The 20,698-nt window shown below is 54.8% G+C and carries 19 protein-coding genes; 13 read left to right on the forward strand and 6 right to left on the reverse strand.

Annotated elements, in window-relative coordinates; all coding sequences use genetic code 11:
- Positions 1-125: 125 nt before the first annotated feature.
- Both ACZ51B_RS06375 and ACZ51B_RS06380 read right to left on the reverse strand, forming a co-directional pair.
- Complete coding sequence (locus ACZ51B_RS06375; protein ID WP_464296399.1) at positions 126-1,814, reverse strand: methyl-accepting chemotaxis protein; 1,689 nt, start codon at positions 1,812-1,814, stop codon at positions 126-128.
- Positions 1,815-2,128: 314 nt separating this feature from the next.
- Positions 2,129-2,338: a hypothetical protein gene (locus tag ACZ51B_RS06380; protein WP_464296400.1), complete on the reverse strand. Its 210-nt coding sequence runs from the start codon at positions 2,336-2,338 to the stop codon at positions 2,129-2,131.
- A gap of 199 nt (positions 2,339-2,537) precedes the next feature.
- On the opposite strand from ACZ51B_RS06380, the gene ACZ51B_RS06385 reads away from it, so the two are divergent.
- From ACZ51B_RS06385 to ACZ51B_RS06410, 6 genes are read left to right on the forward strand one after another with little or no spacing between them, the layout of a single operon-like run.
- Complete coding sequence (locus ACZ51B_RS06385) at positions 2,538-3,386, forward strand: hypothetical protein (RefSeq protein WP_464296401.1); 849 nt, start codon at positions 2,538-2,540, stop codon at positions 3,384-3,386.
- Between the two features lie 50 nt (positions 3,387-3,436).
- The gene (locus ACZ51B_RS06390) at positions 3,437-3,664 is read left to right on the forward strand and encodes a hypothetical protein (protein ID WP_464296402.1); all 228 of its coding nucleotides are present in this window, start codon (positions 3,437-3,439) and stop codon (positions 3,662-3,664) included.
- Positions 3,664-4,803 carry a glutathionylspermidine synthase family protein gene (locus ACZ51B_RS06395; RefSeq protein WP_464296403.1) on the forward strand — a complete coding sequence of 380 codons (1,140 nt, stop codon included), beginning with the start codon at positions 3,664-3,666 and terminating at the stop codon, positions 4,801-4,803. The genes ACZ51B_RS06390 and ACZ51B_RS06395 overlap by 1 nt, the downstream gene beginning before the upstream one ends.
- On the forward strand, positions 4,800-5,315 hold the full coding sequence (locus ACZ51B_RS06400; RefSeq protein WP_464296404.1) for an AraC family transcriptional regulator: 516 nt from the start codon (positions 4,800-4,802) through the stop codon (positions 5,313-5,315). Before ACZ51B_RS06395 ends, ACZ51B_RS06400 begins: the two co-directional genes overlap by 4 nt.
- Complete coding sequence (locus tag ACZ51B_RS06405) at positions 5,316-6,389, forward strand: hypothetical protein (RefSeq protein ID WP_464296405.1); 1,074 nt, start codon at positions 5,316-5,318, stop codon at positions 6,387-6,389.
- A gap of 11 nt (positions 6,390-6,400) precedes the next feature.
- Positions 6,401-7,189 carry a hypothetical protein gene (locus ACZ51B_RS06410; RefSeq protein WP_464296406.1) on the forward strand — a complete coding sequence of 263 codons (789 nt, stop codon included), beginning with the start codon at positions 6,401-6,403 and terminating at the stop codon, positions 7,187-7,189.
- Between the two features lie 115 nt (positions 7,190-7,304).
- Here the strand turns inward: ACZ51B_RS06410 and ACZ51B_RS06415 are convergent, their stop codons facing one another.
- Positions 7,305-7,625: a DinB family protein gene (locus ACZ51B_RS06415; protein WP_464296407.1), complete on the reverse strand. Its 321-nt coding sequence runs from the start codon at positions 7,623-7,625 to the stop codon at positions 7,305-7,307.
- A complete protein-coding gene (locus tag ACZ51B_RS06420) occupies positions 7,609-8,871 on the reverse strand; it encodes a hypothetical protein (RefSeq protein ID WP_464296408.1) in 1,263 nt (420 codons plus the stop codon). The genes ACZ51B_RS06415 and ACZ51B_RS06420 overlap by 17 nt, the downstream gene beginning before the upstream one ends.
- A gap of 119 nt (positions 8,872-8,990) precedes the next feature.
- On the opposite strand from ACZ51B_RS06420, the gene ACZ51B_RS06425 reads away from it, so the two are divergent.
- Positions 8,991-10,277, forward strand: coding sequence for an acetylxylan esterase (locus ACZ51B_RS06425; protein ID WP_464296409.1), 1,287 nt, complete (start codon positions 8,991-8,993; stop codon positions 10,275-10,277).
- Here the strand turns inward: ACZ51B_RS06425 and ACZ51B_RS06430 are convergent.
- A complete protein-coding gene (locus ACZ51B_RS06430; RefSeq protein ID WP_464296410.1) occupies positions 10,264-10,953 on the reverse strand; it encodes a helix-turn-helix domain-containing protein in 690 nt (229 codons plus the stop codon). The two genes, ACZ51B_RS06425 and ACZ51B_RS06430, sit on opposite strands and share 14 nt — an antisense overlap.
- 181 nt (positions 10,954-11,134) lie before the next feature.
- Between ACZ51B_RS06430 and ACZ51B_RS06435 the strand changes: the two genes are divergently transcribed.
- The 5 genes from ACZ51B_RS06435 (at position 11,135) to ACZ51B_RS06455 (ending at position 15,912) form a co-directional block, all read left to right on the forward strand.
- Positions 11,135-11,968: a prepilin-type N-terminal cleavage/methylation domain-containing protein gene (locus ACZ51B_RS06435; RefSeq protein ID WP_464296411.1), complete on the forward strand. Its 834-nt coding sequence runs from the start codon at positions 11,135-11,137 to the stop codon at positions 11,966-11,968.
- Positions 11,955-12,179: a hypothetical protein gene (locus tag ACZ51B_RS06440; protein ID WP_464296412.1), complete on the forward strand. Its 225-nt coding sequence runs from the start codon at positions 11,955-11,957 to the stop codon at positions 12,177-12,179. Before ACZ51B_RS06435 ends, ACZ51B_RS06440 begins: the two co-directional genes overlap by 14 nt.
- Entirely contained in the window at positions 12,176-12,433 is a 258-nt protein-coding gene (locus ACZ51B_RS06445; RefSeq protein WP_464296413.1) for a hypothetical protein, read from the forward strand. Before ACZ51B_RS06440 ends, ACZ51B_RS06445 begins: the two co-directional genes overlap by 4 nt.
- A 121-nt stretch (positions 12,434-12,554) precedes the next feature.
- Positions 12,555-14,786, forward strand: a complete 2,232-nt coding sequence (locus ACZ51B_RS06450; protein ID WP_464296414.1) for an ATP-grasp domain-containing protein — start codon at positions 12,555-12,557, stop codon at positions 14,784-14,786.
- On the forward strand, positions 14,758-15,912 hold the full coding sequence (locus tag ACZ51B_RS06455) for a phosphoserine transaminase (RefSeq protein ID WP_464296415.1): 1,155 nt from the start codon (positions 14,758-14,760) through the stop codon (positions 15,910-15,912). Before ACZ51B_RS06450 ends, ACZ51B_RS06455 begins: the two co-directional genes overlap by 29 nt.
- On the opposite strand, the gene ACZ51B_RS06460 is transcribed toward ACZ51B_RS06455, so the two are convergent.
- Positions 15,881-17,731: a tetratricopeptide repeat-containing sulfotransferase family protein gene (locus ACZ51B_RS06460; protein WP_464296416.1), complete on the reverse strand. Its 1,851-nt coding sequence runs from the start codon at positions 17,729-17,731 to the stop codon at positions 15,881-15,883. The genes ACZ51B_RS06455 and ACZ51B_RS06460 overlap by 32 nt on opposite strands.
- Positions 17,732-17,883: 152 nt before the next feature.
- On the opposite strand from ACZ51B_RS06460, the gene ACZ51B_RS06465 reads away from it, so the two are divergent.
- Positions 17,884-20,583, forward strand: a complete 2,700-nt coding sequence (locus ACZ51B_RS06465) for a leucine-rich repeat domain-containing protein (protein WP_464296417.1) — start codon at positions 17,884-17,886, stop codon at positions 20,581-20,583.
- Positions 20,584-20,698 lie beyond the last annotated feature (115 nt).

The raw sequence follows: 20,698 nt of genomic DNA on the forward strand, positions 1-20,698 counted from the left end.
AATGTAGGTCTACAAGACTCGTAACTCCTGCTGACTACTTTGCTCCTCGGTGAGAAATAGTTTTGCCCGCATGGTAGGTGGATCTCCTACGATGCGGGCAAAACGAGGTTAGTCCTGGCTTTAAGCTAGGCGGCGAGTTTGAGGCCCATTTGGGCTTCTTGTACCTTGAACCTAGAGACGATGTCTTGAAGGTCAGCGCTCATTCTGCTTAGTTCGGTCGCGGAAGCTCCTACTTCTTCGACGGTTGCCGAGAGTTCTTCTGCGCCTGCGGCTGATTCTTCACTGATGGCGGCCACGTCGCTGATGGCATCGGCGACGTCTTCAGCTGTTCGCAAGATGACGTTCAGGATTTCTCCGGCCATCACGCTGCGCTCAGCTCCTGCTTCTGCTTCGATGGTTGTGCGCTCGATGGACGCCACGGTCTTTGCGACCGTTTCCGTAATTCCGGCCACCAGGGTCGAGATTTCTTGGGTGGAATGCGATGCCTTTTCGGCCAGCTTCCTGACTTCGTCTGCCACCACTGCAAAGCCGCGGCCATGCTCACCTGCTCGTGCAGCTTCGATGGCTGCGTTTAGAGCTAGGAGGTTGGTTTGGCTTGCGATGTCTTCTATGCTCATGACAATCCGGCCAATTTGTCGACCCTGTTCATCCAGCTCGCGAACGTTTGTTGCCGAGGCCATCACTTCATCTTTTAGGCGGGCCATAGAAGCTATGGTCTCCTTCACTGATTCTCCGCCTTCTTGAGCTGCTGTTCGCATTCCATGCGCCGCTGCGGACACGCTGGAAGCGTTCTCAGCAAGTTTCTCGCTTCCCATAGCGATTTCGGAAGAGGCTGAGCCTGTTTGTTGGGATGATGACGCAAGCTCGTGGCTTGTTGAGGAGACCGACCGAGCACTCTGCGACAGTGTGCCAACGATTTCTGTGAGAGACATTCTTGCCTCGTTGTACGACTCGATGGCGATCACGACCATCTCGAGTGTTTCGTTGAAGGTTTTAGCCATTCGACCCACTTCGTCGTCGGAAGGTGTTTCAATAGGATCCGTCTTGGCCTTGGCAGGGATGGTTAGATCTCCATTCTTAAAGGCAACCAGGCCCTGTTGAAGTTCTGCAACGCAGTGCCCCCGGAGAGACAGAAGCTTCTCTGATACGGCAAGGACTGGACGGACAACGCTTTTGGTGATGATGACCGCGAAGCAAAGGCCGATGAGGACGGCGACTGCGACCATGGTTATGACGTTGGAAAAAGTTTTGCTCGCAGCAGCATCGGCGTCAGTTGCGGTTTTCTTTCCGAAGGCGGTATTCCAATCGGAGAGCTTCTGGACTGCGGGCTGAAGCTTGTTTACATACGTCGGCGTTGTTTTTGTTTCGACCTCTAGGGCGCCCGTCTTGGTATCGGATGCGATGACGTGAGCCCTAATGGTTCCCCAAATCTGCTTATATTCGGTCCAACTCGTTGTTACCTCTGCTAACAGCAGCTTCGCATCATTTGCCGTCACACGAGATGAAAACTCTTTGAGAGCCTTATCTGCATTGGACATGTGCTCATCAACTTGACGCGCGCAGTCTTCTGCTCTCTTGCCTTCGTTGATGGCTGTTCGATATTGACGCAGACGAGCCAGCGCAACTTGCTGGTTAAATTGACCGAGACTTGTTTGCGCTGCCAGGGCGTCTTCACTTAGCGAGTGAATGTTGCCGCGCAACCCCTGAACACCGTTTAGAGCGGCCACTCCTACGGTGAGGGTCAACAGGAGAGTAAGCCCGAAGCCTGTTGCAAGCTTCGAGGCGAGGGACAGATTTGCGAACCACTTTTTCATCGTACACTTCCAGATCCACCAGGACTTATGGATGACTTATTGAATAGTCGGCATTTCTTTTTGGTGGGCTTGACATTTACGTGTCGAGGATATTAATACTTTTTCAAATTGCTATATTTTGTGCAATTCACAAATACAAGAAGGGAATGGCCGGCTCGGGTACCTGGTCGGGGCGGTGGGGATTACCAGGGCAACTTGACTCGGATGATCTCTGTGTTGCTGAGATCCACTGAAGGACATGATTCGGCACAAGGTTGTAAGCGGCTTCGTTTCTGGACTCATTGGCCTTTCGATTAAGCGCCCTCACACCGCAGCTACGTCACGGCACCTGGTTTCGCGGGATACCTGCCACTTTTCATAGCCCTTAGTAATGCAAAGACACCCGCTCCACAGAGAATGAGGGCTAGGAACTGGAGGGCGTAGGTGGAGGTCATGTGACCTGGGCGGTTTGGATCGGGTTTGTCCATTCCGGTGCCCAGAAGGAATGGGAGGACGTACATGAAGGTCCTCAGGATCCACAGCATGATAGCTACTAGTGCGAGGAGCGCTAGTCTAATTGCTATCAGGCATCTAGGGGGCATGCTCTATCCTACATGACCTTTCCTCGGGCGCAAAGTCAGTCATGTCTGCGACCCGAAGACAGTTCCATGTGCAGACAATGGGTGGCATGGATTCCTGATCAGGTGAAGTAAACGAACTTGAAATGCCGATATGAATGGCAAGATGATCGTTATCGCTCTTACTGCTTTGCTCCTTGGAAAAGATGGGGACTCGCTTGTGGTGTTTGGGGGGAGTCCTCGGGTTATGGGTGGGGGTGGGCGCGTGCGGATGGTTCGCGAGACGGTTGACGTGAAGATCCTGCCGGTCAAGGCGGAGTTTGAGGGGACGTTTGTGATTCAGAACCTGGGGGCGGGTTGTGATATTACGGTTGGGTACCCAGACCGGTTTAAGGGGTTTATGGAGACGGTTTATGCTCAGACTCTTAAGGAAGCCGTTGCCCGGAAAGAGCGTGTTCTTCCTTTTGATGGGCTTCAAGAGTTTAAGTCATTCCTCGATGGCACGGAGACTCGCAGTGAGCTTGTTCCAGACCACAACCCTAAGCTGCCGATGAGTGCTTGGCATTTGCAGAAGGTTCATCTTAATGCTCATCAGACGCGGACTTTGAGGATTCGGTATACGAACCCGTTTAGCTTTGTTCGAGATGATCAGGACGTGGCACGCCAGTATGCTTTTGCTTTGAGCACGGGCTCTAACTGGGCTGGGAGCATTGGTTCGGTGACTCTGAATGTCACTTATGACGAGGGCGAGGGGGTTGCGGCTAAGAGCCGGGTTCCGAAGAGGCTGGCTTCTACTGAGATTGGAAGCAAGGCGACGATCACTCGGCTGAAGTCGCTGCCCAAGGGGACGCTGGTTTACAAGTTCCCTACTGCGCCAAGCCAGCAGAAGAACCGCCTCACGTTTAAGGCGCAGAACCTGAAGGGTAAGTCGATTGCTGATTGGGTGATTACGAGCGACTGTAAGACGATTCAGCAGTTTGATAAGGAAGAACGAGAAGCGGCTGGCGGTAAATAGAAAATCTCTGCAACCCACTGGTCGGTTTTTAGGTAGATTCCGGTGAGCAGATGAAGAAGTCTCACCAAGTGCCTGCAACGCTTATTATCGCCCTGGCGGCGAGTGTGAGCCTTGTGGGCTGTTCCTCCGATGAGGAAGACGCCGGATATAACGAGTGCCGCGACGCGCAGGGGCGTGTGATGCCTGCGTCTTACTGTAGCTCGGGGGTTTCTGGCACCCACTGGGTTCACGTGGGTGGGTTTGGTGGCGGCAGTTCTGGTGGCTCGTTCGGTGGGTGATGGAACGAGAAATCCGCACCCCGCGTCCGGACTTTCAGAAGAAGGTTGAGCACCTTGGCCTTAGTTTCCATACTGTAGACGACCAGCCTTATTGGAACGAATCTGCTGCTTACCGGTTTGATGCGCAGCAGATTGCGGTGCTGGAGAGTGTCACTAACGAGCTTCACGAGATGTGTTTGGCGGCTGTGGAGCAGGTGATTGCTCGGCAGGATTTCGCCCGGCTGGGCATTCCGAAGTCGGCCCATGCGGTGATTAGTCAGGCTTGGGAGGACGATCCGCCTGCGATTTATGGGCGGTTTGATCTGGCCTTTGACGGTAACCATCCACCTAAGTTATTGGAATACAACGCGGACACGCCTACGTCTTTGTTGGAGGCGGCGGTGGTTCAGTGGCATTGGTTGCAGGATGAGGAGCCTGAGGCTGACCAGTTCAACTCGATTTGGGAGGGGTTGGTTGGCAAGTGGGTCGCTCTGAAAGAGGAAGGGCTGCTGGAAAAGGGCATTTTGCAGTTCACCAGCGTGGACTCGCCTGAGGATTTTATGACCACGGCGGTGCTGATGGATACGGCTCAGGAGGCTGGGCTGGCGGTGAACTACCTGAACATTTCCCATATTGGTTGGGATCAGTTGCGCCGGTGTTTTGTGGACCAGGAACACAAGCCGATTCATACTCTTTTTAAGCTTTATCCTTGGGAGTGGGTTCTGAGGGACGAGTTTGGGCCGCTGGCGCTGGAGACCTATCGGAAGGTTCAGTGGATCGAGCCGATTTGGAAGATGGTGCTTTCTAACAAGGCGATTCTGGCGGTTCTTTGGGAGATGTATCCGGGCCATCCTAACTTGTTGCCCGCTTACTTGGATGGTCCGCGAGATCTGGCTGAGTTCGTGCGCAAGCCGTTTTTGGGGCGGGAGGGGGCTAATGTGACGATCAACTTGAATGGCAACGTCATTGAGAACCCGGGGCCTTATGAGAACGACCGATTTGTTTATCAGGCGTATGCGCCTATTCCTAATTTCGACGGTAACCACCCGGTCATCGGATCTTGGGTCATTGATGGCGAGGCCCGAGGCATCGGGATTCGTGAATCGAATGGCCCGATTACTGAGGACCTGGCGCGGTTTGTTCCCCACTACTTCTTATGAGCTTCTTTTCTAAAATCCAAAAACGGTTCAGCGGGCCGGTTACGATGAACACGCAGGTGATTCAGCTTGCGCCTGTCCGCATTGTTATGCTCCGGCATCGGGGGCCTTATGATGAGATTTCGGGTGTGTTTGATCGGTTGTTTGAGTGGGTGACTGCTCAGAAGGTGCCGGCCAAGCGGACGATTGGGATCTATTGGGACAATCCGGACTATGTGACGGCCAATCTTCTGAGGTCGGCTGCTTGTGTTGAGGTTCCGTCTAGTTTTACGCTTGGCGACACTGGTGGGCTGCCGCTGGAGATGGACACGTTGGCTGGGGGGCAGTATGTTACGGCCACTTTTACGGGTCCTTATGAGGACCTTGCTCCGGCTTGGTCTGAGCTGACTCGGTATGTGGAGCGGAACTTGAAGCAGGAGATTAGCGAGAATCCGGCTTTTGAGGTGTATGTGAACGACGCTAGTGACACTCCGCCGGATCAGCTGATTACAGAACTTTACATGCCCATTGTCTAAATGAAAGTCTCAACACCCTGGATCTACTCGCCGAAGTTTGACCTCAGCGCCATCATTGGGCCGCCTGTCCTGATTACGGCTGTGGTGCTTATTTGGGGTGGGAGGATTTCTCAGATCTCTCAAACGCCTACTTGGCTTTGGGTGCTGTTGGTGTTGGGCGTTGATGTGGGGCACGTTTATAGTTCGCTGTTTCGGACTTACTTTGACAAAGACGAGTTCAAGCGGCGGCGGACGCTTTATTACATTGTGCCGAGTGCTTGTTGGCTGGGTGGGGTTGCGCTTTACGCTCTGAAGGGACCGCAGTTTTTCTGGTCGGTGGTGGCTTATCTTGCCATCTATCACTTTGTGCGGCAGCAGTATGGGTTCTTGATGCTTTACCGCCGGGGTGAACCTGCGCAGGGGGTTGGGTATCGGATTGATCAGTTGGCTATCTATATGGCGACTGTGTACCCGCTGGTGTATTGGCACACCTACCCAAGGCAGTTTCAGTGGTTCAGCGAGTTTGATGTGGTTCACATCCCTTGGACTTGGCCTGAGCATGTGTGCCGGGTTGTTTATGTGCTCTGCTTGGGGGCGTTTTTGGTCAAGGAGTTGCTACGCTGGCGGTCTACCGGGACGCTGAATTTAGGCAAGTGTCTGCTGCTGATGGCTACTGCGGCCGCTTGGGCGACTGGGATTATTCTTTTTAACGGGGACCTTACTTTTACGCTGGTCAACATCATCTCGCATGGCGTGCCTTATATCGCCTTGGTGTGGATTTACCAGTATCGGAAGATCAAGGATAAGCGGCAGACACCGAACGGGTTTCTACGGTTCTTCCAGCTTAAGTATGTGCCGCTGTATGTGTTGGCGCTTTTTGCCTTCTCTTACTTTGAGGAAGGGATTTGGGACTGGTTTGTTTGGCAGGAACACGCGAATCTGTTCGGGCCGGTTTATATTCCGGCTTCGACGACTGTTTTGATGCTGTTGGTCCCGCTATTGACGATGCCGCAACTGACGCACTATGTGTTGGACGCTTATATTTGGCGGGTGAATAAGAAGGGGAATGAAGAACTTCGGGCTGTGATTGGTTAGTCTAAGAGGTGATGCTCATTGCGCTCTGCCTTGCCCTCCAACAGCAAGTAGGGATTGAACGGTTCCAATCTCAGGTTCCGCTCGGCTCCATCATCGCGCGAGGAAGCTCCCATATCGTGTCGCTTGATGGCGACCAGCTATCGGTGGTAGACCAGAAGGGCAAGCCAATCCAACTGTTAGCTATTCCGAAGCAATGCCAGATCATGGGCATAGATCCAGACGACAATGCCGTCTTCGGTCGGCGTGGTGAGCTCTTCGCTTCGAACGGCAAATCCACGGCAGACCCTGTCTATGCGCCCCTCGGAATGTGGGGGAACACTATCATCTCACGTGTCGCGCCTAACGAGATCACGATCACCGAAAGATCCGTTATCAAGCACGTATTCCCCTTCCCGAAAGACTATGTTTATGCGTGTGCTGCCTTCGACCCAGCCCACCAAACATTAGCATTGCTCCTATCTGATGCATCTGTGAACTCGCTAAGCCTATGCATCATGCGATCGCCTTACAAGGAATCGAAGTGGGTGAGAGGCAAAGGTATTAACTTCCTTCCTTCGATCGACTTTGATGACCAGGGCAATGTGGTTATTTTGCGGCCCCATCCTACAAAAGGCAACCTATGGGACAAGTGCGATCTGCTCAGCATAGATCCCTCAAAAATGAAAACAAAGATCCTCGCGACACTCCCGGTCATAGATCTTTTCACTCCATCTATTGCTGCGCTTCGTGGCACTGGCAAGATATTTGTTCGTGAGGCAGAAAAGTCGGGGTGGCTGATCACTCCAGTGGCAGGTCGCTAGCGCCCATAGGGGTTGGTGCCGCGGGTCCAGAGATAGCTGGTTAGCTGGCCGACGTGGTACCACTCGTGGTCTGCGATGCTTACGAAGACCTCTGCGCGGGGGATGGTGGGTAGCCCTAGTGAGCCAACCAACCGCCTTCAAACTCGACTTCCTCTGCCAAATCGGCCTCGGTGAGTGAGTCTAGGTAGGCCAACGTCTCGGCTCGGACCTCGTTCAGCGCACGCTTCAGGTTGGAAAAGTTGTTGCAGTCTCCGATGAACTCTCGTGCGTCGGGGTCGGAGATTCGGTAGGCATCTCGCAGCAGGGCGATCAGCTGAATCTCTGTTCCGATGATCTCAACCAATTGTCCTGCAATGGTACGCATCCCTTCTGCGGGTGCCCAGCCCATCATCTCTGGGGACATCCGCGCTAGGTTTTCTTCAAGGTCGTTTCGCACTGCTGTGAAGCGTGCCTTGATCAGCGTGTGTCGGGAGTGCATTGGGTGCCATTCTACCGAGCTTGACGGAGGGGCAGTGGTTTTGGAGGTCGGGTAGGTGGATCTTGCTAAGTTGGGGGATGAGTTTGGCTTTCCTCTGTTCCCATGCCACTTTGAGGCTGGCTACTGGGCTGTCGGAACTTGTGAAATCTGTTCGGCCCGCCCAGCGGGCGAGGCTGTTCATCGCGTGATCGACCACAGATGGAGAGGGATCGTTTAGGAACTTGAGGAAGCGCCTGAGGGTGGGTTCATCCTGGGGCAAGCCTATTTGGCTCAACATGTATCGACGAAGCTCTGGGGATGAGCAGGACTCTGCGATCTGGAATGCCATCTCAGGACAGATGCCGTGTAGGGAGTATAGGACTGCGGCCTCGTCCTCTTTTGTGAACGCATAGCCGGATTTGCTCAGCCCTGAAAGCACCTTGAGGAACTCCTTGTCTGCGGCGTCCCTGGTTGCCGTGGTCGTACCGCGAGCCCAGCGGGGGATGTAGGCGTAGAGCCACATCCTCACCCGCGCGGTTCGGCCTGGAGCGGTGGTATTGAGCGAGGGAATTAAGGAGTGGTTCACCCAATCTAGGTATTCCAAGCCATCCACCTTGTGGGAGCTTGGGGGAAACGCGAAGTTCAGGCCCATGAAGAACCTTACTGCTGCGATGGTCGATGCATCGTCATGACTCTTCAAGCTCGCTAGCACTGCATGGAGCACTTGGGAGCCGTACTCACCGGACTTTGGAAGCGATGTGATGGTTGTTGGGAGGAGTGCAGCACCCGCTACCTCGCTGGAACTCACCGAAGCGCACTCGGTGTACTGAACAGGGTTGCGCGCACCCAGATAGTAACGACAAAACTGAAGCTTGGTGTTGGACGGCTTCTTTCCGATGAGGAGGTACGTCGCTGATCCGCTTGGTGCTGCAGGGACCCGCCATGTTCCAGGCTGCTGAAAAACCGGTGTTGCCAAGGTCAGCACAGAGATGGTTGGAACGTTTAGCGTACCGCCGCCATCCACGACCGAGAACTCATCCACTGCGAAGCGCCAATCGCCTCGCGTCTCGGCGTGGTGGCCCGTTAGCTTGACCAGAGCGATCACATCGTTGGTTCGTATTGAAGCGATGTCAAATCCCTGCGCGGTTGCCCAGTAATTTGGAGGCGCTACCAAGTCGGTAGGTCCACCCTGATGGATCGCTGTGAAGAGAAGTGCCGCTAACATAGGCTTTTTTAATGAGCGGGTACGGGACCTCTTTAGTTCTTACCGGGTTCCAAAATTCGAAGTCGCTGCTCGACACCTGCGGTGACAAGGACTAATATGGAGTTAGCGAAGTCGATATTATGAAGATTAGCAGCGTTGCGATTCATTCGAAGCTTATTGGGCTGGTTCTTGCCTCGGTTGCTTTGCCGGGGATTGGTTTGGTTCAGGCTGGGCCAAAGGTGGTGCCTTTTAAGGCCAACGGGATTTACTCGTTGGGTGAGAAGGCGGGGTGGACTGTTACTGGGCCGAGTGGGAAGTACGGCTATGTCCTGAAGAAAAACAATCAGGAGATTATTGGACAGGGCGAGTTGGACCTTGGGTCTGGGAAGGCGACCATCGACGCCAGTTCGAGTACTCCTACCATGTTGTATTTGGAGCTCACGCCGCCTTCGGGGGGACGGCCGCTGGCTTTTGGGGCGGCGATTGAGCCTACTAAGCTGGCTCCTGTGGTCCCTAAACCTAAGGACTTCCATGCCTTTTGGAAACGCAAGATTGGTGATCTGAAGGCCGTTCCTGAGAACCCCGTTGTCACTCCGGGCACCAGCTATAAGCCGGAGGTTGAGTACTCGACGGTCCGGATGGACCATGTGAATCACACCCATGTTTATGGCCAGTTGGCGCGGCCCAAGACGCCGGGGAAGCATCCGGCACTGCTGATTCTTCAGTGGGCGAGCCCTCCTTATCCGCTGGATAAGTCTTGGGTGATTGAGCGGGCTGCGCAGGGGTGGCTTACGTTCAACATTGAGCCGCACGACGTGCCTACCAATGCGCCTCAGTCGTTCTATGACGCGCTTCCTCAGGCCATCAAGAACTACGCATCTATTGGCTACGAAGATCGGGAAACGAGCTACTTTGTGGAGATGTATTTGCGTGACTACCGGGCTGTGGACTACCTCACCAAGTGCCCTGATTGGGATGGGAAAACGCTGGTGGTGATGGGGACTAGCATGGGTGGTCAGCAGAGTATTTGCGTGGCGGGGCTGCACCCGAAAATCACTCATATGATTGTGAATGAGCCGGCAGGCTGTGACTTGAATGCTGGTTTGAATGGACGACAGCAGGGCTACCCTTTCTTCCCTACTAACAATCCCAAGGTGATGGAAGCTGCACGGTATGTGGATGCGATCAACTTTGCGCCGAACATCCGGGCGAAATCGCTCGTGGGCATTGGCTTCATCGATACGGCGGCACCTCCAGCGGGAATCTGGACAGCCTTTAATTTGATGAGAGGTCCCAAGGAGGCAGCGCCTATGTTCGACTCTCCCCACAACAACTTGGCGACGCCAGAACAGCAGAGACCCATCACCTCTCGCACGGAGGAGTGGCTGAGTGCGCTGGTGAAGGGTCAGCCGATCAAGTTGCCTTAGGGCGCTTGCTCTTGAGGGTTACTACTAGCAGGATCAAGGGCGGCTCATCTTCTGGGCCGACCATGTCTGCGGGTGAGTACTGGTGTGGAAGTTCGGCCTGGAAGCACATGGAATCGCCCTGTTCCAGGGTGCACTCTTCGCCATCGACCGTGACCATGACCCGACCACGCAGACAATAGATGAACTCCTCGCCATGGTGCGTTGCTACCCAGCTCGGTTTGTGGAGTTCCATCATGGCCTGCTCCATTCCGCCACCTGGCAATTGGGTATCGAGAACGGCGGTGAAGAAGGGCTGGAACCCAACCTGGCCGAGGCGTTTGCGCTCTGCTGGGTCGTTCACGTGGATCGGGTCGTCGTCGTCGATGCGTTTCTGATAGGCCTCTTTGGGGATGCTGACGTTCCACCGGGTGTCTGCTACTCGGTGAACGACATACTTGTCTTGAGTAGGAAACGGGCGCACCATCTGATCTGTAAATAAGTGGAGAACGCTTCGGATGCGATCCAACGTCTTCTTTGTGCAAGGATGCCCATTCTCTAACCGAACGACTGTATAACGAGCGATGCCCGCCTGAGCCGCTAGCTCTTCCGCGCTGAGGCGAAAAAGCAGTCGCCGCTGCTTGACTCGCCGCCCGATGGTGGCGAAATCCATCTCCTCAAACACGTGTTTCTTTTCCACAAGGTTAATTCTAACAAACGGTTTTGAAGAAACACGAGAATGATTAGACAATTCCAAGCCCTATTGTCTAATCATAATAGTCTAGAACTTGATAGACTATTCCGCAATTCAGTTATACTCCTATCATGATGTGACCCCGAACATCAATTATCACGACGGAGTGATCGGAGGGATAATTAACATGAATACTTCTCTGACAGCTCGTTCTTCTAGACGAGGATTTACGCTCATTGAGCTTCTCGTTGTGATTGCAATCATTGCGATCTTAGCTGCCATCCTGTTCCCTGTTTTCGCCCAAGCCAAAGAGGCTGCCAAAAAGACTTCCTGCCTTAGCAACACCAAACAGATCTCGGTTGCTTGGATGATGTATGCCGGCGATTCGGACGACGTAATGTGCCAAGCCGTGTATCTGAACTTCATCACTGGTCAAAACCACAGCTGGAACTACTACTACGACGGCACTACTTACCACTATGATCAGGGTCTGATTCAGCCATACATGAAGAATCAGCAGATTAACGAGTGCCCTTCCGCAGCAGGCTACTACCTCTATCCTGGTAACAACAAGACCGGCATTGGCCTCAACAGCGGCCTGGCGAAGACGGTATTCGATCCATCTGGACCTGGCATCTACACCCAGCCAACCAGCTACACGCAGGTTGATAGCGTTGCTGAGACGATGTTGATTGCCGATGGCGTTTACATCCGTGGCGCCTCGACTAACCCGACACTTGCTTATGGCGACTACGTTGACCGCGGCCAGACCCCTAATCTTGCGCACGGACGGCATGGTGGTTTCTGCAACGTAGGCTGGTTGGACGGTCACTCTAAGAGCATCAAGGTCACTCCATCTGGCAAGAACATGCCCAACTACGCCAAGATGACTGCTGCTTACCAGGAGCAGAATCACATCGGTTGGATCCTCAAGTACCCGCTCACTGGCGATCCGTTCGCCAACCCTGCGGACCCACATAACACGTACTACTACGACATCCAGAAGGGTGCCGGACTCTAGGATCGAACTCTCGGGGCAGCCTCTATGGGCTGCCCACAGACTCATGGAAGACCATCTCGACGCTGAGAAGCCCTCCTCCCAAGACTCGCTGAAAGAGCCGCAGCAACCGGCTAGGCAACTCTCACCTCATGATGCCGAGCCAAAGGTCCGTTCGGGTGGGCCGGAACACAAACAAGATCCAAGTTCCCAGGCTCCTCATAACTCCACATGAATCGAATCGTTCTCTGTCTATTCGTCCCCTTTTTTGCCCTCTTTGTAGCCTCGGGTTGCAGTAAAGAGGAAGCTAAGACGACCCAAGTCGCCGACAAGGCAACCGACCAAGCCACGGACTTCCTGGATGTGGTGGAAGCGCAGCCTGCTGAAACCCGCAAGGATTACATCCAGTCTCACGCTTCTCAGGTCGGTTACGTGCTCTCAAGCAAAGATCCAGAGGTCAAACGCCGCTGGGAAGCGCTTCAAAAGTAGGGCGTTTTCAACCTAATTCTTCATTCACGGTAAAAAAAATCGAGTCCCGACCAACTCTATAGAGGAAGGGCTACATCTCCGTATAAATGCGGGTGTTGCTTGGTATCGGGAATCGATTTTTATGATTTTGACCAGTTCACCCACTCGATGGGAGCAGATGTTGGTGCGGCCGCTCTCGCACCGTTTGGACGAAGCCCCCGAGGAACTGGTGAAGTTTGTGGCCCAGTTCAACGCTGCGACTGGGAACCCGGCTGTTCCGCAAGCGTTCCTTCCCGATGTGGATTTCCTACGGGATGTGCAGGCTGCCTTGGAGGAGCTTCCTCAGGCCATTAAGGATCAATTAGAGCCGAGACTTCTTGGCGTCTTCTTTGTAACTGGGCTTGGATCGTCTGCTATCACCGACTTGATCGCCTACAACAATGGTGACCCGCTCGGCGCCGTCATCGCTCTTGACGCCGAGGTCTTTGCGAACCGAACTGCCAATGAGTGGATTACTTGGCGCGAGAACACCGCCTTTAACCCGGGCCATCAGATCCATCTCAGTGTGCGTATCGCTTCAGAAGAGGACGATACGCGGAAGTCGGCCCTGCAATATCTGCTGCTTCATGAGCTGGGACACGTGATGGCGTGCATCAGCAAGGTGATGCCCAATTGGTGGGAGCAGGACCAGAGCGGCAACTACAGCTTTCCTCCTTTGAGTTGGGAACCCGCCACTGGAAAGCCCAAGGAGGGACAAGACTTCCCTCAGCGATCTCAAATTGCGCTCTATTCGATCCCGCAGTTGCAGGCCAACCAGATCCCCTCAACCTACCAGGGGCTGAGCAACACCAGTTTCCCGACGCTGTATGCGGCTACCAATTTGCATGAGGACTTTGCGGAGTCTTATGCAACGTACATCCACACCGTGCTGCTGAACAAGCCATTTGAGGTCCAGATTTACCATGCTGGGCAGCTGATGGCGACTTACGGCTGCTTCTGGCACAAGCCTGCTAGCAAGGAAAAGGCCGAGTTCTTTGAGAACTTTATCGCGGAGCCACCTGCTGTGTTCCCTCGAAGAGAACAGCATGCGGAAGCCGCTCAGCTTGGTAACAACATTATTGAACGCGCGACCTCGGAGTACCTTGGGCTGGCCCCGTTTCTTCGTCTGAGCGTCGGCAGCGGCGACCTTCGACATGTCGCGCAAGAGCTTTTGAAGCGAGCGACGGAAGACCAGGACAATTCCATTCTTTGGATGAACCTGGCCACGGCGTTCTTTTCAATTACCGAAAGAGAGGTCGGGCTGGCCATTCAAGAGCAAGCCTTGTTCATTCGGCAACAGTTTCACCTCCCGGCGGCGCTGCAGCCCACCAAGTGCCGCGTTCTGATGATTGCGGCTGCGGGTGACCTCGCCGAGAACACTCCGCTCGACTGTCTCCTCGAGACGAGCCATGTCGAGATCACGCTGTTCTTCGCCACCCCGGCGGCGGCTTTGCCGGTGGAGATTCCGCCTCATGACGTTCTGCTTGTGGGTCTGTCTGACACCGAAAAGAACCGCCCCATCCTGAAGACTCTCGAATTCCTTTTGGCTGAATGGGACCGACCGGTGATCAACCTCCCGCAGTGCATCCCGAACGTCGAACGCAAAACGGCGAGCGAGTTGCTGCAAGATGTTCAGGGGTTGGACATGCCGCTCACTCACCAGGTCTCTCGTGAGAGTCTCGTCCAGGTGGCACAGGGTTCGATTACTCTGAATGAGCTGAAGAACGACTGCCACTTCCCGATCATCTTGCGTTCGCTGGGCTCGCATGCGGGGCGGGATTTGGAGAAGATCGATGGCCCGGAAGCGATTCTGCCCTACCTCGACAAGGTTCCTGGCGAGGAGTATTACCTGTCTCGATTCGTTGACTATAGCGGCGGCGATGGTCAGTTCCGCAAGTTTCGCATTGCCCTCGTCGCGGGTGAACCGTTTGCTGTTCATATGGCGATCTCATCACACTGGATGATCCACTACGTCAATGCGGGCATGTATCAAGACCAGCTTAAGTGCCAAGAAGAAGCGGCGTTCATGGCGGGCTTTGACGAGTTTGCCAAGCGACATGAGGTGGCTCTCAACGCTGTGGCCCGTCGGTTTGGACTCGACTATATCTGCATCGACTGCGCCGAGACCAGGGACGGCCAGTTGCTCATTTTTGAAGTGGATCACGCTATGGTTGTCCATGCGATGGACCCAGTTGATCTCTTCCCTTACAAACAAGGCCCGATGCTGAAGGTGCGCGACGCTTTCCAGAACCTCCTTCTCAACCAGATGGCCAACCCTGTCCGACCTTTGACCCCGTGTTCTGCACATGAAAACCATATCACCCATCGCTCTTGATCGCGTTCTCCCGACCCACGCTCTGACCGCCCATGAGCTGAACCAGCTTAACTTCTCTGGCGGCCCTGGTGTGCTGCCCGAATGCGTGCTTCGGCAAGTGCAAGAATCGATCCTTGCTGTGCCAGGGGTCGGGTTGTCGATCCTGGGTATCAGCCACCGATCGGACTGGTTCTTGTCGGTTGTGAAGGAACTGGAGTCGAACATCCGGGCGCTGATGGGTCTTCCGCGGAACTACCATGTGCTGTTCCTCCAAGGCGGGGCGACTCAGCAGTTCTCGATGGTGCCGATGACGCTTTTGAAAGGGAAACAGCACGCGGCGGACTACATTGAGACCGGGTATTGGAGTGGGAAATCACTTCCTGAAGCCAAGCGCGAGGGTCCGATTCGGGTGCTTTGGAGTGGCGAGAACTGCCGATTTAGCCGACTTCCTAAGGACGAAGAGCTTCCCTACTCGCCGGACGCGCCTTACCTGCACTACGTGTCTAACGAGACGGTGGAGGGCTTGCAGTTCAAGCGAGTGCTTGGCCTGGACGAGGTGCCGCGTGTTTGCGATATGTCTTCGGACTTCCTGTCGGCTCCCGGCGAGTTTGAGAAGTTCTCCATCATCTATGCGCACGCGCAGAAGAACATGGGACCCTCGGGGGTGACCATTGTTTTGGTGAAGGATGAGGTGCTGAAGGACGCACCCACCTACATGCCGGGATTCCTGGACTATCGAACGCAGATTGAGGCCAATTCGATTTATAACACCCCGCCGGTGTTTGCGATTTATACCGTGCTGTTGGTCACGCGCTGGCTCCGCGACGAGATCGGCGGACTCGAGAATATGGACCAGATCAATACGGCCAAGGCCAACTTGTTGTACGAAGAGCTGGATCAGAGCGATGGGTTCTATCGGGGCAGCGTGGCACCGGCTGATCGGTCTAAGATGAACGTCGCTTTCCGGCTCCCGACCGAGGAGTTGGAAAGAAAGTTCATCACCGACTCCACCGCTTTAGGATTCTCGGGGTTGAATGGGCACCGCAGTGTCGGCGGAATTCGTGCTTCGCTTTACAACGGGCTTCAGTTACCTGCTGTTGAGAAGCTGGTTGAGTTTATGCACGACTTCCGGCTCCACCACCACTAAGGTCTAGCAGCTCGGCGAACTCGCCGAGCCACGGCTCGTAACCTCGCCAGCGCTCGACGGACGTCCGGTAGATCGGCTGTCGGGCCTGCCAGCGGCTGGGGGTGTTGATGGCGCTCTGGTTCTGGTCGTGGTGCAGGCATGCCTCATCCCAGGGCAGTCCACAGAACTCGATGACGCGTGGGATCACGGTGGCGGCGTCTGAGATCAGGTCCTCGTATTCGATCTCTAGGAGTCGATCTGCGGGCACGGTTTCTCGCCAGTAGTCCATCATCCGCAGATACTCTCGGTAGTACGCCACGATGTTGGCTTTGTTGTAGCCGAACTGAGCGCCCTTGCCGAAGTAGGTTGTGTAGATGGAGAGGCAGGTGTCGATCGGGTTTCGGCGGATGTGAACGAAGCGGGCGTTGGGCATTGCGACGTTCATGATGCCGACATAGGCGAAGTTGAGCGGCATCTTGTCGGTGACGTGCTCGGCAGACCCGGCGAGCAGCGTTGCGTAGTTGACGTACTCCTTGGATAGCCGCTGGAGTTGCTTGGCTGTGGGGACTGTGTCCTGCGCAACGAGTCGCAGCGACTCCTCGATCCAAAACCGTAGTTCGCCTGCGGAGGCTACCTTGGGGTGGCTGGAGATGATCTGATCCAGGAGGGTGGTACCGGACCGGATCATGCCCACGATGAAGATCGGTTTGGTTGTGGGGTTCCCTTCTTTGGCTAGGTCTCGCATCTCTTCGTAGGTCGCTTGGACGCCTTCGTTTTCTTCTCGAAAATGAGAGGGTTCCAGAGGGTGGCCTGCGTGGTGGATGGAGTAGGCGAGGTCGTTGGCGGCGTTGAAGTGGGACATGGCCGCTTCGTAGTTCTTGAGCTGCTCGTTTGCTTTGCCCAGGGCGTAGTGCATGAACATCTCGCTGCCAGAGCCTAGTGGTCCGGACTCTAGGAAGGCTTGCATCTCGGTGATGAATGCTTCGTCGCCGGGTTTCAGTTTTTTGGACTGCATCAGGCCGTAGTAGGCCATGGCGGGGTCGGAGCCGTCTTTGAGCATGGAGTCGTAGAGGGCATTGGACTCTTCGAATCGACCCTGATTGAGGAGCCAGGTGGCAAACATCCCGCGCGAATCGGGGGACAGTTCGAGGGCGCGTCGGTAGTGGGACTCGGCGGCGACGTCGTTGCGGATGCTGGCGAACGCCTCGGCGATGGAGGCGTGAAGAGGGGCGGAGTCTGGCAGTTGCTTCAGGCCGTCTTTCAGGCAGTCGATTGCCTGGCCTGCCATGCCGAACAGTGAGTAGGTCGAGGCGAGGACGAGGTAGTTCTGGGCGCTTCGCGGGGCTAGTTCGATGGCTTTTCGGAGGTGCTTAATCGCTTCTCCGTGTTGGTGGCCCATCAGGTAGCCCAGCGCTAAGTTGTGTTCGTGCTCGGCTACTCCTGGGGAAAGTTCTCGTGCTCGTGTGAAGGCGGCTACTGCCTCGGAGGCCATTCGTTTGTAAAGGTAACAGGTTCCGAGGACGCTGTGGCCTGCGGCTAGTTCTGGTTGTAAGGCAATGGCCCGCTGAGCGCACGCGATGGCGTCTTCGATCTCCAGGCGGTTCTTCTTCATCACCGCCATCCAGGTCAGCGCGTCAACGCAGTCGGGGTCGATAGTCAGGAGAGTCTCGAAGGCTGCCCGGGCCTCTTCCCACCGTTTCAAGCGAGCCAGAGCCGCGCCGTATAGCAACAGATACTCTGGATCATTCCGCTGGCCCTCGGGAACCCGCTGTAACTCCTCAACTACCCCACCCAAAGCCCCTAGGCCAAACAACTCGCGCGCCCGCTGCAACCCAATCATCGCCACACCTCACTTTACAGCTTCTGAGGCATCTCCTTCCAAAGGGTTGAGTCTGACTGAGCAACAAAAGCGGCTTCTGCTACCACCCTGTCCAAAAGTCCCCTTACCAGTGTATGCTCCGCAAAGTGGAGAATGAGCTGGCGCAAACGACGATGAGGACTTGGGAGGAAAGAGCTCTCAAGCCGCCGCTCATCCCGGGGCTTGCCGACCTTCCCCTGGGCATGGATCCGGATAAATCCGACGCTTTTGGATTGGAAAGCCAGCTCGCCGCCTACTATCACATCCTGCGACACCCAGCAACGGAGACCCCGCTTTCGCTCGCCATCTACGGCAAATGGGGAATGGGAAAGTCGTCGGCGATGGGGTGGCTTAGAACGAACCTGATCAGCTGGTCCGCCCACATCAAGGCCCAAAAGGACACCACCCACCCAAGGATCATCACCGCCAACTTCTACCCCTGGAAATACAAAACGCCTGAGGAACTCTGGCGCGGGATCTTGGCAGAGGTCATCCTTGCGATTTTAGAAGACTCCAAGGCGGATCTCCCAAAATGGAAAGAAGTTCGCGAAAGCCTGAAAAGAATTGCACCTGCTCTGGGCAAGGGATTCATCAAAGCGGCCAAGCTGAAACTCGGGGCAGAGGCAAAGCTGGAGCCTGGTGAACCGAAACGCTCCATGTTCAAATTCGGAGCGAAAGCCGACGTGGAGTTCAGCCCGCAGGAGTTCCTCGATACCTTCCTCACCAATCTCCATCCAGAGGACAAGCACCTCAACCTGTTCGAAGAAGAACTGAAGAAGTTTGTTAATGAAGCACTCAAAAACAACCGACGACTCGTGGTGTTCGTAGACGACCTCGACCGCTGCGAACCCGACGTGGCCTACCAAATGCTGGAGGCCGTCAAGCTCTACCTAAACATTCACGGCATCGCCTTCGTGTTTGGAGTAGACGAAGAGGTGCTTCGGGGCCACATCCGCAAGCGCTACATCGACTTGGGCGTCGACCAAGCCCCAACTGCAGAAGCTGACCGGACTGTCCAGAGTGATCTCAGCGTGGAGAAACGTCAGTCTGCTAAAGGCGAAGCAAAAGAAGTGGAACGCAAAGCCGACGACTACTTTAAAAAACTGTTCAACCACGAAGTAGAACTCGTCCGGCCAACAACCCACATGCGCAAATACGTTTCCGATATGATCCTCGAGGTAGGAAAGTCTCTTCCAGGGATGAGTGACGAAGCGCACAACGACTCTTTCAAACGCCTGGTCGCCGTGGTGTACGCAATGGCAGGCCGTAATCCACGTCAAGCCAAACGTCTGGTCAACCAGATGCTCGCTGGAGGAGTCTGCGCGATGGAAACCGCCACCTCCTGCGAAGACAGCCCTCAGAGGTTTTTCATGGGAGCCAGCACTTACCTGCTGCAGACCTACTTGCGCTCAAAAGATAAAGGGCAGTGGCTTGGCGACCACAACTTCGAAGCCTTCACAGTCCAATGGCGAAACCTCATGGACTCTGAGGGGGAAGCCGTCCTGACACGTAACAAGATTGCGGAATTCAAGGCGCCAGACCGCCCCGCCGAACGTGAGTATTCAAAGCAACTCACAGATCTCCTAAAAGAAGACGTCTTCCAAGAGTTCCTCCATCTGGCCGGCCCCCAGACCCTGCAAGACCTCATCCGCCTGGGAGCAGGCACCCCCTGGAATCTTGAATCGAAAAAAGACGAGCTAACCGCACAACCGCTCCGGAACGAACCAGACAACCCTATTTGGCGAGCAATCGCGGATGTACTGGAAGTAGATGATCCAAACAACATCGATCCTGAGAGACTGGCCGACATCCGGTCGCTGGATCTCCGGAGATTGCCGATTTCTGACATCTCTCCACTTGCAGCACTAACCCAGTTGACATCACTCCAGCTCGGAGGCAACCAGGTATCGGACGTGTCATCGCTTGCAGGACTATCCCAGTTACAAACGCTTGCCCTCATCGACACCCAAGTGACGGATGTGTCTCCTTTGGCATATCTGACCAACTTGACGCACCTTTCACTCTCATTAACTCAAGTGTCAGATCTCACCCCATTGGCGAATCTATCTCGGCTGATGGTTCTCGACGTTGGATACACCAAGGTCTCCGATGCCTCCCCTCTAGCTGGACTCACCCAACTCAATTCACTTGTGCTTTGCAGCTCCCGAGTTTCGGATGTGTCTTGGGCGGCGGCTCTGACGAACTTGACAATGATCAATCTCCAGAACACCCATGTGTCCGATGTGTCACCTCTTGCTGCGCTGACAAAATTAGCAATCCTCAATATCAGCGGCACGCAAGTCTCTGACGCCTCTCCGCTCGCAGAATTGACAGCTCTGATTTACCTACATGCGAGTGCTCCCTTGTTGTCCGATGCTTCTCCGCTTGCGAGGCTAACCAGCCTGCACCAGCTCAATCTTGAGAGCACCCGAGTATCCGATGTGTCACCGCTCTCCAGACTGACACAGCTCACACAACTTTATCTCTCCGGGTCTCCTGTCTCAGACCTATCGCCTCTTGCGGCACTCGACAATTTGAAATACCTCGATCTAAGCGAAACCCAAGTCTCGGATCTATCATCACTTGCCGGGTTGACCGAGATGGCAGAACTCAATCTGACCAATACTCGTGTGTCAGACATCGCCTGCCTTGCGCAGTTAACTGGATTAACAGGACTCTATCTCGGCGGTACGCAGGTTTCTGACATAACACCCCTCGCGAACTTAATCCATCTCACGTACCTGAACCTCGAAAACACCCCAGTATCAGACTGGTCCCCTCTTGAAAGTCTGGAAAAGATTGAAAGACTGGAAGAACTCACCATCATACGGTAAGGAAATCACCACACATCAGCCGACGGGTACTTCATGGTGTTGAGGGAGATCGAGGCAGTAGCAAGCATTGCCTTGGCGGTGTGTCGCTACGGAATGAGTGACCCAATCCACGTCC

Source organism: Fimbriimonas sp. LA-C6, assembly GCF_055398105.1.

Excerpts from the sequence above, each read along its gene's own strand:
- ACZ51B_RS06465 (WP_464296417.1), top strand. The coding sequence starts at position 17,884 with ATGAGGACTTGGGAGGAAAGAGCTCTCAAGCCGCCGCTCATCCCGGGG.
- ACZ51B_RS06450 (WP_464296414.1), top strand. The coding sequence starts at position 12,555 with ATGATTTTGACCAGTTCACCCACTCGATGGGAGCAGATGTTGGTGCGG.
- ACZ51B_RS06425 (WP_464296409.1), top strand. The coding sequence starts at position 8,991 with ATGAAGATTAGCAGCGTTGCGATTCATTCGAAGCTTATTGGGCTGGTT.
- ACZ51B_RS06455 (WP_464296415.1), top strand. The coding sequence starts at position 14,758 with ATGAAAACCATATCACCCATCGCTCTTGATCGCGTTCTCCCGACCCAC.
- ACZ51B_RS06460 (WP_464296416.1), bottom strand. The coding sequence starts at position 17,731 with ATGATTGGGTTGCAGCGGGCGCGCGAGTTGTTTGGCCTAGGGGCTTTG.
- ACZ51B_RS06375 (WP_464296399.1), bottom strand. The coding sequence starts at position 1,814 with ATGAAAAAGTGGTTCGCAAATCTGTCCCTCGCCTCGAAGCTTGCAACA.
- ACZ51B_RS06445 (WP_464296413.1), top strand. The coding sequence starts at position 12,176 with ATGAATCGAATCGTTCTCTGTCTATTCGTCCCCTTTTTTGCCCTCTTT.
- ACZ51B_RS06390 (WP_464296402.1), top strand. The coding sequence starts at position 3,437 with ATGAAGAAGTCTCACCAAGTGCCTGCAACGCTTATTATCGCCCTGGCG.
- ACZ51B_RS06400 (WP_464296404.1), top strand. The coding sequence starts at position 4,800 with ATGAGCTTCTTTTCTAAAATCCAAAAACGGTTCAGCGGGCCGGTTACG.
- ACZ51B_RS06420 (WP_464296408.1), bottom strand. The coding sequence starts at position 8,871 with ATGTTAGCGGCACTTCTCTTCACAGCGATCCATCAGGGTGGACCTACC.
- ACZ51B_RS06405 (WP_464296405.1), top strand. The coding sequence starts at position 5,316 with ATGAAAGTCTCAACACCCTGGATCTACTCGCCGAAGTTTGACCTCAGC.
- ACZ51B_RS06410 (WP_464296406.1), top strand. The coding sequence starts at position 6,401 with ATGCTCATTGCGCTCTGCCTTGCCCTCCAACAGCAAGTAGGGATTGAA.
- ACZ51B_RS06380 (WP_464296400.1), bottom strand. The coding sequence starts at position 2,338 with ATGCTGTGGATCCTGAGGACCTTCATGTACGTCCTCCCATTCCTTCTG.
- ACZ51B_RS06385 (WP_464296401.1), top strand. The coding sequence starts at position 2,538 with ATGATCGTTATCGCTCTTACTGCTTTGCTCCTTGGAAAAGATGGGGAC.
- ACZ51B_RS06435 (WP_464296411.1), top strand. The coding sequence starts at position 11,135 with ATGAATACTTCTCTGACAGCTCGTTCTTCTAGACGAGGATTTACGCTC.
- ACZ51B_RS06395 (WP_464296403.1), top strand. The coding sequence starts at position 3,664 with ATGGAACGAGAAATCCGCACCCCGCGTCCGGACTTTCAGAAGAAGGTT.